The following is a 13,756-nucleotide window of genomic DNA, read 5'->3' as shown; positions in this document are numbered from 1 at the left end:
GGGCCGGGCCGGCCTATGGCCGGTCGTGTCAGGCCTCGCGCGCCAGCACCCGCAGTCGCGACTCGAGCATGTCGCGGTCGAGATAGGTGCCCTGCAGGTGGCGCCGCCCGCTGTCGGGGTCGAAGGCACCGCGACCATGAAGGACGCGGCGGTTATCGAAGGCGACCATCTCGCCCGGGGCCAGGCTGAACTCGAGCCGGTGGCGAGGCTCGTGCAGCAGCGCCCAGAAGCGATGGTAGGCGGCGTACCAGGCCTCGAGGGTCTCCGCCGGCAGGCGCAGGGTGTCGCGGATCCAGTTGTTGAAGCGCACCTCCACCACGCGCCCCTCGGCGTCGCAGGCGAGGATCGGCGCGCGCACGGCGATGTCCTGTTCCTCGTCCTGGAAGCGGAAGTCGATAGGCGTCTCGCTGAGCAGGCGAAAGGCCTCCGGGTCCTCGCGGCGCAGGGCCTCGGCGACCCGGTAGCCGTCGGCGAACAGCGACTCGCCGCCCTCGGCGTCGTTCTCCAGGCAGTAGAGCAGCTGGATGTCCGGCGGCTGGCGCCAGTTGGGCAGGTCGGTGTGCAGCGCCAGGCCGATGGCGGTGTAGGCGGCATTGTTGGGGTTGGGCTTGGAGCGCACATCGAAGCGGGCGCCGAAGTTGGTCGGGCGCAGCGGGCCGATGCGCGTGGCGAGCCGGCTGACCTCCTCGTCGGCCAGCGGGCCTTGTTCGAGAAGCACCAGGCCATCGCGCAACAGGGCCTCGAGCCAGGCCCGCTCGCCCTCGACATGGCCGGTAAAGTCGGCGTGGTCGACCCGCTCGGGTCGAAAGCCCTCGGGCCAGGGACGCGGGGCGGGTAGCGCCGCGGGCGCCTCGACGCCGGGGCGCCGCTGATGCAGCCAGCCGCCGTCGAAGCGGCTCTGGTGGCCATCCTGCCACGCCAGGTGCAGGTGGCCGGCCTCGACGCGGGCTTCACGGAGGCGGGCGATGGCGGCCAGCGGCAGGACGAGCCGCTCGCGGGTCTGGGCATGGCGGCAGGCGTCGCAGGCGCAGTGGTCGCGCAGCCACAGCCAGGGCAGGCGGGCCTGCTCGCCGTCTTCCCAGGCCAACGTGATCCCCGCCTCGTCGGGCCGGCCGTCGCGCAGCCGCGGCGCCTCGGCGTAGGGGGCCAGTTCGTGCATTTCCAGCGGCTTTGCGGTGGCGGCGTGGGGGGCAGCGGCGTCCATCCAGTTCTCCTCGGGAATGTCCATTGCGGTGTCGGGGAGCCCCGAGGGTGACGACTGGCCGGTCGGCTGACAAACGATTAATCTGGCCCCTATGACCAAGCACAGCTTATGGATGGCTATTTCATGAGTGCCCTGCCTCCGCTGACCTGGCTGCAGGCCTTCGAGGCGGCCGCGCGCACCCTGAGCTTCACGGCCGCCGGTCGCGAGTTGGGGGTGACCCAGGCGGCCATCAGCCAGCGCATCCGCCTGCTCGAGGACCGCCTGGGGCAGAAGCTCTTCGTGCGTCACCCGCGCAGCCTCTCGCTCACGCCGGCGGGCCAGGCCTGGCTGCCCAGCATCCACGAGGGGTTCGCGCGCATCGGCGAAGGCACCCGCGAGGTCTTCGGCAGTGCACCGGCACGCTCGGTCACGCTGCGCACCACGCCGGTCATCCAGCAGAACTGGCTGGCGTCCCGGCTGCTGGCCTTCCATCGTGCCCATCCGGCGATCGCCGTGCGTCTGGTCAGCGCCATCTGGTCTGACGAGTTCGGCCCCGAGGGGGCGGATATCGAGATTCGCTACGGGCGCGGTGGCTGGTCGGGCATGGAGGCGCTGTCGCTGGGCGAGGAGAGCCTGCTGCCAGTCTGTGCCCCGGCGGTCGCGAAAGGGTTGGGCGAGCCGGCCGACCTGGCGGGCGTGACCCTGCTGCATGCGGCAGGCTTCGCCGTGGGCTGGCCGAGCTGGCTGGAGCGCGCCGGGGTGGCGGGGCTCGACCAGCGCTCCCCGGCGCTGACCTGCGACAACCAGGTCATGACCTTGGCCCTGGCCCGCCTGGGCGGTGGGGTGGCGCTGATCCACCGCCGCCTGCTCGAGAGCCGTGATGACCTGGTTGCGCCGTTCGAGCTTGCCGTGCCCAGCGACGAGAGCTTCTGGCTGGTGCGCCCGGCCCGCGGCCAGCGTCAGGAGGAGGCGTCGCTGCTGTGGTCGTGGCTCTGCCGCGAAGTGGATGCCGACCCGGGGTGAGCCGCCGAGGCCGGGGGGCAGCGCGCCAGAGTATCCTGGCGGAAGTAGCGCACCAGCAGCGCATAGAGCGCGGGATAGGCGGCGTGCAGCACGTCCGGGGCGGTGAAGAAGTGCTCGCAGCAGACCGCGAAGCACTCGCCGGGGTGGGTCGCCGCATAGTCGTCGATGGGCGTCGGCTCGCCGTGCGCCAGCCGCGACTGCAGGTCCTCCCAGACGCCCATGAAGACCCGGTGCCACTCCTTCGGGTCGATCTCCCGGGGCAGGGGCGGGAAGCCGTCGACATCCAGGGAGTTGCCCAGGTCGAGCTTGTGGGCCAGCTCGTGGATCAGCACGTTGAAACCCGAGAAGTCGCCGCTCTCCATCAGGTCGGGAAAGGAGACCACCACCGGCCCCTGGGAGGAGGTCTCGCCGGCGCGCTCGTCGACGTACTCGTGGACCACGCCGGCCTCGTCCATCTCCTCCACCCGGCGCTGGAAGGCCTCCGGCAGGATCAGGATCTCATGGACGTTGGCGAAGGCCTCGCGGTGCTCGTCCTCCTCCCAGCCCAGCGTCATCAGGCAGGCCTGGGCCGCCAGCGCCAGCCGGGCAGGGTCGTCGAAGGTCACGGCGCCGGCGAGGTCCGGATGCAGGCTCAGGCGCTTGGCATGCACGAACTGCCAGGCGCGATGGCCGAGCCGCTCGGCCTGGTCGTCGGGCAGGGCGGCGAGCAGCGCCACGCGCTCCCGGGCCTCGCGCCACAGCGCCTCGGGAAAGGGGTGGCGCTCCTCGAAGCGCCGGCTTCCCAGGCGCAGCAGCCGGCCGAGCATGGCCTCAGCTCTCCTCCAGGTTGCCCCCGGGAGGCCGGCCCCCGGACTTCCAGGACCAGTCTCGCCAGCGCAGGTCGAAGAGGTCCTTGCGGCGGTCCTTGAGGTTGGTCACCGAGCCCTCGGCCCGCACCACGGTCAGCCGGGTCAGGTCGAGGTCCGAGAACATGATCATCTCGGTATTGGGCGTGGTCTCGGAGAGCACGGCGTCGTGGGGGAAGGCGAAGTCCGAGGGCGAGAAGACCGACGACTGGGCATACTGGATCTCCATGTTCTCGACGGAGGGCACGTTGCCGACGCTGCCGCACAGCACCACGTAGCACTCGTTCTCGATGGCCCGTGCCTGGGCGCAGTGGCGCACCCGCAGGTAGCCGTTCTTGGTGTCGGTCCAGAAGGGCACGAAGAGGATGTCCATCTCCTGGTCGGCGAGCAGGCGCGAGAGCTCGGGAAACTCCACGTCATAGCAGATCTGGATGCCTACCCGGCCGGCGTCGGTCTCGAAGACCAGCAGTTCGTCACCGCCCTCGATCACCCAGTCGCGGCGCTCCTGGGGCGTGATATGCAGCTTGGCCTGGCGATCGATCTCGCCGTCACGATGGCAGAGATAGCTGACGTTATAGAGCCGGTCGTCCTCGCCCACCTCGATCATCGAACCGGCGACGATGTTGATGTTGTAGGAGACCGCCATGCGCGACAGCTCGGTCTTGAACTGCTCGGTGAAGCCGGCCAGGAAGCGGATGGCGGCCATCTGGTCCTGCTGGGCGGCGCGGTCCTGCAGCCCCATCAGCGGCGCATTGAAGAGTTCGGGGAAGACCGCGAAGTCGCTCTGGTAGTCGGCCAGGGCGTCGACGAAGTACTCCACCTGCTGCAGCACCGCTTCCACCGAGTCGATCTCGCGCATCTGCCACTGCACGGCGCCGACCCGTACCTGGGTGGGGCGGTTCTCCAGCACCCGTTCCGCCGGCTCGAAGAGGATGTTGTTCCACTCCAGCAGGGTGGCATAGCCCTGGGACTTCTCGTCCTCCGGCAGGTACTTGCGCAGCAGGCGCTTGACCTGGAAGTCGTTGGCCAGCTGGAAGGAGAGGATGGGGTCGTGGATCTCCTTGCGGGCGACCTTGTCGAGGTACTCGGCCGGTGAGAGCTCCTGGGCGTGCTCGTGGTACTGGGGGATACGCCCGCCGGCCAGTATCGCCCGCAGGTTCATCGAGCGGCACAGCTCCTTGCGCGCCTCGTAGAGGCGCCGGCCCAGCCGGTAGCCGCGATAGTCCGGGTGGATCAGCACGTCGAGCCCGTACATGGCGTCGCCATCGGGGTCGTTGAGGATGGTCTCGCGCTTGCCGATCAGGTCGTCGTAGCGGTGGGGGTTTGAGAAGGTGTCGTAGTCCACCAGCGCCGTCAGGGCCACGCCGACGATGGTCTCGTCATCCTCGATGACGATCTGCCCGTCGGGGAACTCCTTGATCAGCTTGTCGATGGTGGGCCTGGGCCAGGCGCCGCCGATGTCGTCGTAGACCCGGTCCATCAGCGCCTGGAGCTGCGGGTAGTCGTCCGGGGTCAGGTTGCGCAGGTTGAGATGCAGGTCATCGAGGGACATGGCGCGTCCTTCCTTCGGGTCAGGGGGGGGGAGTCTCGCCGCAGTCTACCATGCTCAGCGCGGCCCCCGGTCGAGGCGCGTCGCCCGCGCAGGGAGCCTTCCCAGCGGCCGGGTGAGGGTCTGGGCCATGATGACCCCCGCCAGTACCAGGGCCCCGCCGGTCAGGTGGAACAGCGCGATCCGCTCGCCGAGGAAGACCATGGCGATCAGGGCGCTGAACACCGGCATCAGGTTGATGAAGATGCTGGCCTGGCTGGCGCCGATCTGGCGGATGGCCCGCATCCACAGGAAGGTGGTGATGATCGAGGCGGGGATGCCCGCATAGAGGATCAGCCAGACGTTGTGGCCATCCACGGGCGTCATGGGGCCGACCAGGTAGCCGGGCAGCAGGAAGAGGGTGGCGAAGGCCGCCTGGAGGTAGAGCACCACCCAGGGCGGCATGTCCAGGGGCCAGCGCTTGAGCATCACCCCGTAGAGGGCATAGCAGGTGGCGGCTACCACCATCAGCAGGTCACCGAGGGCCACCTCCAGCTCGAGCAGCGACCGCGGGTCGCCGTGCCCCAGCAGGACCGACACCCCGGCCAGCGCCAGCGCCCCGCCCAGGGTGCCGCCGAGGCTGGGCGGCTCGCGCAGGATCAGCGCACTGAGCAGCACGGTCAGCAGCGGCACCATGGCGGCCAGGATGCCCATGTTGGTAGCGCTGGTGGTCTCGGCGGCCACATAGGCCAGCCCCTGCCACATGGCCATGCCCAGCAGTCCCAGCAGGGCGAGCTTCGGCCACTGGCGGCGGATGGCGTCGCGATGGCGCCAGGCCACGGGCAGCACGAAGGGGGTCAGCACCGCCAGCGCCAGCACCCAGCGCAGGAAGGCGATGCTGCTCGGCGCGATGCTGCCCACGGTGAGTTGGTTGATGGTCATGTTGCCTGACCAGATCAGTACGGCGCCCAGCGGGGGCAGGAAGTAGAGCAGCGGCATGGCATCCTCGGCATGTCGAATCAGGGCCTCATGCTGCCAGAGGCTTGAAAGAGGCGCATAGTAATTTGATGATCCCTGACATCCCATCAACAGAGGACGTCTTTCATGAGTGATCCGAGCGACCCGAGTGACCCGAGCGAGACGTCATCGCACGCCGCGACCAGCGAGATGGAGACGGATTACGTCGTCGGCCAGGACAATATCGAGGGGCAGCTGGGGCCCTTCGGCTTCGATATCCACAACCGGGTCTTCGTGGTATCGGCGCTTGCGGCTGTCGTCTTCATCATCCTCACCCTGCTGTTTCCAGAGCGAGCCGGGAGCACCTTCCAGTCCATCGTCGGCTTCTCGACCGGCAGGCTGGACTGGTATTTCATGATCGTGGTGGACTTCTTCATCCTGTTCTGCGTGGCGCTGATCTTCCTGCCCTATGGGAAGATCCGGCTGGGCGGCCCCGATGCCCGGCCGGATTACGGCTATCTCTCCTGGTTCTCGATGCTATTTGCCGCCGGCATCGGGATCGGGCTGCTGTTCTTCGGTGTGCTCGAGCCGGTCTATCATGCCAATGTCTCACTGCCACTCGGTATTTCCTCGCCCTTCGGATCCGACGGGGTGCTGAATCCGGAAGCCATTCCTGAAGCGACGGCCCTGGGCCTGGCCGGCACCTATCTGCATTGGGGCATCCACGGCTGGGCCGTCTATGTGGTGATGGCGCTGGCGCTGTCCATCTTCACTTACAACAAGGGACTACCCTTCTCCATCCGCTCGGCGTTCTTTCCGATCCTCGGCGATCGCGTCTGGGGCTGGTGGGGCCATGCCATCGATATCCTGGCGGTGTTTTCCACCCTGTTCGGCCTGGCAACCTCCCTGGGCCTCGGTGCTCAGCAGGCCAATGCGGGGATGAATTTCGTCTTTGGCCTGGAGGTCAGTGCCGCCACACAGGTCATCATCATCATCCTGGTGACGGCGGTGGCGCTGGTGTCCGTCTGGCGTGGGCTCGACGGCGGCGTGAAGAAGCTCTCCGAGCTCAACATGATCCTGGCCGTGCTGTTCTTCTTCTTCGTGCTGTTCGCCGGCCCGACCCTGGTGGCCCTGAGCGGGTTCTGGACGGGGCTCACGACCTATGTGACGGACTTCGTCGCACTGTCGGCGCCGTTCGGGCGCGATGATGATGCCTATCGCCAGGCCTGGACGATCTTCTACTGGGCGTGGTGGATCAGCTGGGCACCCTTCGTCGGCATGTTCATCGCCCGGGTCTCGCGCGGCCGCACCATCCGCGAGTTCGTGACCTGTGTGCTGATCATTCCCAGCCTGTTCATCTTCATCTGGATGGGCGTCGTCGGCTCCACCGCGCTGGACCAGCTGTATGCCAATCCGGGCGCCAGCCTGGTCAAGGAGTACGTGATCGACAACTACAGCCCAGAGCTGTCGCTTTTCGGCATGCTCAACGAGCTGCCGCTGACCGGCCTGATGTCGACCATCGCCATCGTGCTGGCGCTGATCTTCTTCGTTACCTCGTCGGATTCCGGCTCCCTGGTGATCGATACCATTACCGCCGGCGGCAAGGTCGATGCGCCCAGGACCCAGCGGATGTTCTGGGCGACGGTGGAGGGGCTGGTTGCCATCGTGCTGCTGCTCGGCGGTGGCCTCTCGGCGCTACAGGCCGGGGTGACGGCCACGGCGATCCCGTTCTCCATCGTGATGCTGGTGATGTGCTACACCATCATCAAGGCGCTGAATGGCGAGCTACGCCGCGAGGGCTCGCCATGAAGCTCCCTCGGCCTTGCCGAGCTTGTGGTCGCGCTGCCTGGTGGTGAGCTGCGACTGGTCCGGCAAGGCCAGGGTGTGCAGTGAGGTGCAGGCGAGGGCGATTGCCGTGACGAGATCCCACTTGTGATCCCGGCAAATTACCGCTTAGCTCAAGGGGCGGCATGACACGACACTCTGGCCACTTGCAAGGAGTCTGCAAATGAACAAGTTGCTGGCCATACTGGCCCTTATCCTGCTGGCGACGACGGCAGTCGCCCAGGAGTCCTCGGGATCGTCGGGTAGCGAGAACGGCTCGGCTGCAGCCGACGAGCGAATGGAGGAGCATCTCGAGAAGGCCGACTCAAACGAGCAGGGCACTACGGAGGCGCCGGGAGGCGGGGCCGAGCCCACGGAGAACTGGTTCGGTTGCCCCCCTGCTGAAGGGGACAAGGAGGAAGGCGATCAGCAGGAGGAGTGTGAAAAGCAGCGTAATGAAACGGACGACGAGGAAGGTGCGTCCTGAGTGACAGTGCTCTTCCGAGCGCAAGCGGGAGTACGTCAGCGCAGCTGGCTGTCCTTGCTGCCGCGGCGATTGTAGCCGCTGTGCCCCGAGGGGCGCTTGTCGCGCTCGGCCTGGCAGGTGATGCAGAAGCGCACCCCCCTGATCGCCTCGCGGCGCGCCTGAGGAATCGGCTCCCCGCACTCCGTGCAGTGCTGGGCGCTCTCGCCGCCCGGTAGCTGGCGGCGCGAACGCGCCAGTGCATCCTCGACGGTGCTGTCGATCTGCTCCTGGACGGCACCATCCCTCGACCACCCTCCTGCCATGATTGTCTCCTGCGGCGCCTGTCGCGCCGTCATGTCCGGGTTCCGCCTCAGTCTGGACCATTCATCCGGCCTTCGCTCTGCATCGCCCTCGAGGGGCAACCCATGAGCAAGCAGGCCCCGTAATGGCGGGGCCTGGAACGACGCAGGGCGTGAGGCGATCAGCCGATGGCGGCGACGCCGGCCTTGGCGACCTGGACGTCCTGGTCGGGCTTGACCCCGGAGATGCCGACGCTGCCGGCCACCTGGCCATCGACGAGCACCGGTACGCCGCCGGCCAGCAGGGCCTGCATGGGGGCCGTCACGAAGGCGGTCCGACCATTGTTGATCATGTCCTCGAAGACCTGGGTCTCCTTGCGCCCGATGGCGGCGTTGCGCGCCTTCTCGGTGGCGACGTCGGCGCTGAAGGGCGGGGCGCCGTCGAGGCGGCGCAGGCCGAGCAGGTGGCCGCCATCGTCGGCCACGGCCACGGTCACGGCCCAGTCGTTGGCCTGGGCTTCCTGCTGGGCGGCGTCAAGGATGGCGTTGACGTCATCCAGGGTCAGTACGGGCTTGGTCTGCATGGGGTTCTCCTTAGGGGGTTAGTGCCTAGTCGACGATCTCGATCCAGTGCCGGACCGGGGTGCGATTGGCCCCGGCCAGGTGGGTCTGGCAGCTGAATGGTTGAGCGCGGTGACGATCATTCATGTCAGTGCCTCGTCGACGATCTCGATCCAGTGCCGGACCGGGGTGCGGTTGGCCCCGGCAAGGTGGGTCTGGCAGCTGAATGGTTGAGCGCGGTGACGATCATTCATGTCAGTGCCTCGTCGACGATCTCGATCCAGTGCCGGACCGGGGTGCGATTGGCCCCGGCAAGGTGGGTCTGGCAGCCGATATTGGCGGTGACGATCACCTCCGGGTTGCCGGCCTCGAGGTTGTCGAGCTTGTTGTCGCGCAGCTGGGTGGCGAGTTCCGGCTGGGTGATGGAATAGGTGCCCGCCGAGCCGCAGCAGAGGTGGGCATCCTGCACCGGGGTGAGGGCGAAGCCGAGCCGGCCGAGCACCTGGTCCACGGCGCCGCCGAGCTTCTGGGCGTGCTGCAGGGTGCAGGGGCAGTGGAAGGCGAGCCGGCGGCGCTCCTTCACCTCCAGCGTGGCGAGGTCCTCGTCGCGCAGCACCTCCACCAGGTCCCTGGCGAGCGCGCTGATGCGTTCGGCCTTGTGCGCATAGTCGGGGTCGTCGGCGAGCATCTCGCCATACTCCTTGACGAAGGCGCCGCAGCCGCTGGCGGTCTGCACGATGGCTTCGCAGCCGGCCTCCACGTGGGGCCACCAGGCGTCGATGTTGGCGCGAATGCGGGCGCGGCCGTCATCCTGGGCATTGAGGTGGAAGTCGATGGCGCCGCAGCAGCCGGCCTCGGGGGCCGGGGTCAGGCCGATCCCCAGGCGATCCAGTACCCGGGCGGTGGCGGCATTGGTGTTGGGCGAGAGCCCGGGCTGCACGCAGCCCTCGAGGATCAGCATCTGGCGCGCGTGGCGCCTGCCCTCGGGGCGGGTCCCCGCATCCACCGGGGTCGGGGGCATCTTATCCCGGAGGGCGCCGGGGACCAGCGGCCGAAAGGTCTGGCCCAGCTTGAGCAGCGCCTTGAAGCGCCCGGGCTCCACCAGCGCCTTGCGCAGCCCGTAGCGCAGAGCGCGGTCGGCGGGCCTGCGCGGCACCCGACGCTCGATCTCGGCACGGCCGATGTCGAGGAGCTTGTGGTACTCCACCCCGGAGGGGCAGGTGGTCTCGCAGTTGCGACAGGTGAGGCAGCGGTCGAGGTGCAGCCGAGTCTCCTCGGTGACCTGGGTGTCGTCCTCCGGGCTCTCGAGCATCTCCTTCATCAGGTAGATGCGCCCGCGGGGACCGTCGCGCTCATCGCCGAGCAGCTGGTAGGTGGGGCAGGTGGCATTGCAGAAGCCGCAGTGCACGCAGCTGCGCAGGACGCGGTCGGCCTCGCGGATATGGGGCTTCTTGAGGTCTTCCTCGGTAAAGTGCGTCTGCATCTCAGAGCTCCGCGTAGAGTCGGCCCGGGTTGAAGATGCCCTTCGGGTCCAGCTGGGCCTTCAGGTTTCGATGGTACTTCGCCACCACCGGTTCCAGCGGCATGAAGGGGTCGGCCTGGCCCGGCCCCTCGCGGGTGCCCAGGCAGGTGGCGTGGCCGCCGGCACGGGCGCAGGCCTCGCGGAGGGTGTCGGCGTCCAGGTCGCTGCGCAGCCAGCGCTGGGTGCCGGCCCAGTCGTGGAGCAGGTCCGCTTCCTCGACGCCGGCAAGCGCCAGCGAGGGCGTGTTGTGGGGCAGCGAGAGGCGCCACAGGGCGCGGGTGTCATCGCGGGAGAAGAAGTCCAGCGTCTGCTCGCGAAGCGCCGTCCAGAACGCCGCGTCCAGGTCGTCGCCGCCCAGGCGCTCGCGGGTGGCGGCGACCGAGCTGGGCCCGCCCTCCAGGCGCAGGTGCAGGGCGCCGGCGTGCCAGGCGGCGGCGGTGATGGGCAGCGGTTGGCGCCCCCACTCGGCGAGCCTCGCCTGGGCGTCGGCCAGCGGCATCTCGAGGCGCAGGCTGTGGCTGGCGCCGGGCCTGGGCAGCACCTTGAGCGAGACCTCGGTGACCAGCCCCAGGGTCCCCTGGGCGCCGACCATCAGCCGCGACAGGTCGTAGCCGGCGACGTTCTTCATCACCTCGCCGCCGAAGCGCTGCTGGTGTCCCTCGTGGGTGATCACCCGGGTGCCCAGCACGAAGTCGCGCACGCTTCCGGCCCAGGGCCGGCGGGGGCCGGAGAGGCCGGTGGCGACCATGCCGCCCACGGTGGCATCCGCGCCGAAGTGGGGCGGCTCGCAGCCGAGCATCTGGCCGTTGTCGGCCAGTGTGGCCTCGAGCTCGGCCAGCGGCGTGCCGCTGCGTACCGAGACGATCAGCTCCACCGGGTCGTAGTAGGTGATCCCGCGGTGCTCGCGGGTGGAGAGTGTCTCGCCGTCGACGGGGCGGCCGTAGAAGGCCTTGGTATCACCGCCGGCGATGCGCAGCGGGCTGCCCTCGGCCGTGGCCCGGCAAACGCGTTCGGCGAGCGCCTCGCTGATGTCCTGGTCGGTCGATTGGGGTCGTGTCTCCACCATGGGGAATCCTCAGAATCGGGGCAGCTCGGGGTGCGGGAGCTCGTTGTTGTGCACGTGCATGGCACCGAACTCGGCGCAGCGGGCGAGCGTGGGGATGTTCTTGCCCGGGTTGAGCAGGCGGTCGGGGTCGAAAGCCGCCTTGACTGCATGGAAGGTGGCCAGCTCGCCCGGGTTGAACTGGGCGCACATCTGGTTGATCTTCTCGCGGCCCACGCCGTGCTCGCCGGTGATCGAGCCGCCGACCTCGACGCACAGCTCGAGAATCTTGCCGCCGAGCTCCTCGGCCTGCTCCAGCTCGCCGGGGCGGTTGGCATCGAAGAGGATCAGCGGGTGCATGTTGCCGTCGCCGGCGTGGAAGACGTTGGCGACCCGCAGGCCATATTCCTCTGAGAAGTCGGCGATGCCCTTCAGCACCCGCGGCAGCTCGCGGCGCGGGATGGTACCGTCCATGCAGTAGTAGTCCGGCGACATGCGCCCCACCGCCGGGAAGGCGTTCTTGCGCCCGGCCCAGAAGGTGGCGCGCTCGGCGTCGTCGCGGGCCTGCTGGATGCCGGTAGCGCCAGCCTTTTCGAGCACCGAGCGCACGGTGGCGCAGTCATCGTCGACGTCGGCCTCTACCCCGTCCAGCTCGCAGAGCAGGATCGCCTCGGCCTCGACCGGATAGCCGGCCTTGACGAAGTCTTCGGCGGCGCGGATGGCGAGCTTGTCCATCATCTCGAGCCCGCCGGGGATGATGCCGGCGGCGATGATGTCGCCCACCGCGCGGCCGGCCTTCTCGACGTCGTCGAAGCTGGCCATCAGCACCTTGGCGGTCTCGGGCTTGGGCAGCAGCTTGACGGTGATCTCGGTGACCACGCCGAGCATGCCCTCGGAGCCGGTGAACAGGGCCAGCAGGTCGAGGCCCGGGGCGTCCAGCGCCTCGCTGCCGAGCGTCATGCGCTCGCCCTCGATGGTGATCACCTCCACCTTCATGACGTTGTGCACGGTCAGCCCGTACTTGAGGCAGTGCACGCCGCCGGCATTCTCGGCCACGTTGCCGCCGATGGAGCAGGCGATCTGCGAGGAGGGGTCCGGGGCATAGTAGAGGCCATAGGGTGCCGCCGCCTCGGAGATCGCCAGGTTGCGCACGCCGGGCTGGAGCCGGGCGATGCGGGCGTCCGGGTCCACGTCGAGGATGCGGTTGAAGCGCGACATCACCAGCAGCACGCCCTTCTCGAGGGGCAGGGCGCCGCCGGAGAGGCCGGTGCCGGCGCCGCGGGTCACCACCGGCACGCCCAGGGCGCGGCAGCGCTTCATCAGCGTCTCGACCTGCTCGAGGGTCTCGGGCAGGGCGACCAGCATGGGCAGCACGCGGTAGGCGGAGAGGCCGTCACACTCGAAGGGGCGCAGGTCCTCCTCGCGGTGCAGCAGGGTGAGCCCGGGCGCGGCCTGCTGCAGGTCGGCCAGGACGTCGGCCTTGTCGATGTCCGGCAGCTCGCCGTCGAGCCGCTCGTCATGGAGGATGTTCATGTGGCTTCCTCGCTGGATGGTCCATGGCCCGCGTGGGCCGGGCAGGTGACCGGTTATGGCTTCCAATCTGTGCTTTCTTGACGGGCGTGTCCAGTCTCTGGTTCGCTGGTCAGACCAGTTGTGGATATAATTCTGGAAAGAATTTCCACGATACACCCTCGCAGCGCGGGGGGCATCCCCCGGAGGAGACCCCATGCCCCGCTATCACGATGAGCTGGTCACCACCTCACGCACCCCCGACGCTATCGCGGCCAGGCTCGAGGAGTTGATCCTCGACGGGGTGTTTCGCCCGGGCCAGCTGCTGCCCTCCGAGCGGCGCCTGAGCGAGAGGCTGCAGGTCTCCCGTGCCTCCCTGAGGGAGGCGCTGAGGACGCTGCGCAGCAAGGGGGTGATCGTCACCCGGCAGGGGCGGGGCTCGGAGGTGGCCGAACTGGTCACGGCGGCACAGGACACGCCGCTGATGCATCTCTTCCGCGATCACCCGCGGACGCTGTTCGACCTGCTGGAGGTGCGGGCCCTGCTCGAGGGCGAGTCGGCCAGCCTGGCGGCCAGCCGGGGCACGCCGTCGGACCGGGTGCTGATCACCCGCCGCTACCAGGCGATGGTCGACTATGTGGAGAGCGCCGGGTCGGTCGATGTCGAGCGCCTGGCACGGCTCGATCACGGCTTCCACCTGGCCATTTGCCAGGCCTCCCACAACCCGGTGCTGGTGCACACCCTGCAGAGCCTGACCGACCTGCTGCTGAGCTCGGTGTTCGCCTCGGTGAAGAACCTCTATCACCGCCCTAGCTCCCGCGAGATGATCAATCGCCAGCATGCGCGACTCCATCGCGCGGTGATCGAGGGCAAGCCGGTCCTCGCCCGGCGTGTCGCCCTGGAGCACCTCTCGGGCGTCGGCGAGCAGCTGCGTGAGCTCGAGGCGGAGGAACAGCGGCTGGAGCGCTCGGCGATGCGCCTCGAGGGCTGGGAGTAG

13 protein-coding genes are annotated in these 13,756 nt (G+C 68.6%); 4 read left to right on the top strand and 9 right to left on the bottom strand.

What is annotated here, in order from left to right; translation table 11 throughout:
- Positions 1-28: 28 nt before the first annotated feature.
- A complete protein-coding gene (locus M8009_RS08770; RefSeq protein ID WP_250060443.1) occupies positions 29-1,204 on the bottom strand; it encodes a TauD/TfdA family dioxygenase in 1,176 nt (391 codons plus the stop codon).
- Between the two features lie 123 nt (positions 1,205-1,327).
- Here M8009_RS08770 and M8009_RS08765 point away from each other — a divergent pair, with 123 nt between their 5' ends.
- Complete coding sequence (locus tag M8009_RS08765) at positions 1,328-2,206, top strand: LysR family transcriptional regulator (RefSeq protein ID WP_250060442.1); 879 nt, start codon at positions 1,328-1,330, stop codon at positions 2,204-2,206.
- Here M8009_RS08765 and M8009_RS08760 read toward each other — a convergent pair.
- The 3 genes from M8009_RS08760 to M8009_RS08750 are packed head-to-tail and all read right to left on the bottom strand — an operon-like array spanning position 2,143 to position 5,578.
- Positions 2,143-3,012 carry a M90 family metallopeptidase gene (locus tag M8009_RS08760; protein WP_250060441.1) on the bottom strand — a complete coding sequence of 290 codons (870 nt, stop codon included), beginning with the start codon at positions 3,010-3,012 and terminating at the stop codon, positions 2,143-2,145. The genes M8009_RS08765 and M8009_RS08760 overlap by 64 nt on opposite strands.
- Before the next feature lie 4 nt (positions 3,013-3,016).
- Positions 3,017-4,603 carry a bifunctional GNAT family N-acetyltransferase/carbon-nitrogen hydrolase family protein gene (locus tag M8009_RS08755; RefSeq protein WP_250060440.1) on the bottom strand — a complete coding sequence of 529 codons (1,587 nt, stop codon included), beginning with the start codon at positions 4,601-4,603 and terminating at the stop codon, positions 3,017-3,019.
- Positions 4,604-4,657: 54 nt separating this feature from the next.
- Complete coding sequence (locus M8009_RS08750; protein WP_250060439.1) at positions 4,658-5,578, bottom strand: DMT family transporter; 921 nt, start codon at positions 5,576-5,578, stop codon at positions 4,658-4,660.
- Between the two features lie 105 nt (positions 5,579-5,683).
- Here M8009_RS08750 and M8009_RS08745 point away from each other — a divergent pair, with 105 nt between their 5' ends.
- Both M8009_RS08745 and M8009_RS08740 read left to right on the top strand, forming a co-directional pair.
- On the top strand, positions 5,684-7,345 hold the full coding sequence (locus M8009_RS08745; protein WP_250060438.1) for a BCCT family transporter: 1,662 nt from the start codon (positions 5,684-5,686) through the stop codon (positions 7,343-7,345).
- 199 nt (positions 7,346-7,544) lie between these two features.
- A complete protein-coding gene (locus M8009_RS08740) occupies positions 7,545-7,847 on the top strand; it encodes a hypothetical protein (RefSeq protein WP_250060437.1) in 303 nt (100 codons plus the stop codon).
- 35 nt (positions 7,848-7,882) lie between these two features.
- On the opposite strand, the gene M8009_RS08735 is transcribed toward M8009_RS08740, so the two are convergent.
- The 5 genes from M8009_RS08735 to glcD all read right to left on the bottom strand — a co-directional run bounded on the left by M8009_RS08735 (position 7,883) and on the right by glcD (position 12,783).
- Positions 7,883-8,149: a DksA/TraR family C4-type zinc finger protein gene (locus M8009_RS08735; RefSeq protein WP_250060436.1), complete on the bottom strand. Its 267-nt coding sequence runs from the start codon at positions 8,147-8,149 to the stop codon at positions 7,883-7,885.
- 158 nt (positions 8,150-8,307) lie between these two features.
- Entirely contained in the window at positions 8,308-8,709 is a 402-nt protein-coding gene (locus M8009_RS08730) for a GlcG/HbpS family heme-binding protein (protein ID WP_250060435.1), read from the bottom strand.
- Between the two features lie 227 nt (positions 8,710-8,936).
- Positions 8,937-10,169 (bottom strand): glycolate oxidase subunit GlcF, encoded by a 1,233-nt coding sequence (gene glcF / locus M8009_RS08725; protein WP_250060434.1) that lies wholly within the window; start codon positions 10,167-10,169, stop codon positions 8,937-8,939.
- 1 nt (position 10,170) lies between these two features.
- Positions 10,171-11,274: a glycolate oxidase subunit GlcE gene (gene glcE, locus M8009_RS08720; protein WP_250060433.1), complete on the bottom strand. Its 1,104-nt coding sequence runs from the start codon at positions 11,272-11,274 to the stop codon at positions 10,171-10,173.
- Between the two features lie 9 nt (positions 11,275-11,283).
- Entirely contained in the window at positions 11,284-12,783 is a 1,500-nt protein-coding gene (gene glcD, locus M8009_RS08715; protein ID WP_250060432.1) for a glycolate oxidase subunit GlcD, read from the bottom strand.
- Between the two features lie 193 nt (positions 12,784-12,976).
- Here glcD and glcC point away from each other — a divergent pair, with 193 nt between their 5' ends.
- Positions 12,977-13,756: a transcriptional regulator GlcC gene (gene glcC, locus M8009_RS08710; RefSeq protein ID WP_250060431.1), complete on the top strand. Its 780-nt coding sequence runs from the start codon at positions 12,977-12,979 to the stop codon at positions 13,754-13,756.

The sequence above is a fragment of the Halomonas gemina genome, from assembly GCF_023554995.1.
GTDB lineage: Bacteria > Pseudomonadota > Gammaproteobacteria > Pseudomonadales > Halomonadaceae > Halomonas > Halomonas gemina.
This window is presented reverse-complemented; position numbering and strand designations above follow the sequence as displayed.

Coding starts and splice junctions, on each gene's coding strand:
- M8009_RS08770 (WP_250060443.1), bottom strand. CDS start 1,204: ATGGACGCCGCTGCCCCCCACGCCGCCACCGCAAAGCCGCTGGAAATG.
- M8009_RS08765 (WP_250060442.1), top strand. CDS start 1,328: ATGAGTGCCCTGCCTCCGCTGACCTGGCTGCAGGCCTTCGAGGCGGCC.
- M8009_RS08760 (WP_250060441.1), bottom strand. CDS start 3,012: ATGCTCGGCCGGCTGCTGCGCCTGGGAAGCCGGCGCTTCGAGGAGCGC.
- M8009_RS08755 (WP_250060440.1), bottom strand. CDS start 4,603: ATGTCCCTCGATGACCTGCATCTCAACCTGCGCAACCTGACCCCGGAC.
- M8009_RS08750 (WP_250060439.1), bottom strand. CDS start 5,578: ATGCCGCTGCTCTACTTCCTGCCCCCGCTGGGCGCCGTACTGATCTGG.
- M8009_RS08745 (WP_250060438.1), top strand. CDS start 5,684: ATGAGTGATCCGAGCGACCCGAGTGACCCGAGCGAGACGTCATCGCAC.
- M8009_RS08740 (WP_250060437.1), top strand. CDS start 7,545: ATGAACAAGTTGCTGGCCATACTGGCCCTTATCCTGCTGGCGACGACG.
- M8009_RS08735 (WP_250060436.1), bottom strand. CDS start 8,149: ATGGCAGGAGGGTGGTCGAGGGATGGTGCCGTCCAGGAGCAGATCGAC.
- M8009_RS08730 (WP_250060435.1), bottom strand. CDS start 8,709: ATGCAGACCAAGCCCGTACTGACCCTGGATGACGTCAACGCCATCCTT.
- glcF (WP_250060434.1), bottom strand. CDS start 10,169: ATGCAGACGCACTTTACCGAGGAAGACCTCAAGAAGCCCCATATCCGC.
- glcE (WP_250060433.1), bottom strand. CDS start 11,274: ATGGTGGAGACACGACCCCAATCGACCGACCAGGACATCAGCGAGGCG.
- glcD (WP_250060432.1), bottom strand. CDS start 12,783: ATGAACATCCTCCATGACGAGCGGCTCGACGGCGAGCTGCCGGACATC.
- glcC (WP_250060431.1), top strand. CDS start 12,977: ATGCCCCGCTATCACGATGAGCTGGTCACCACCTCACGCACCCCCGAC.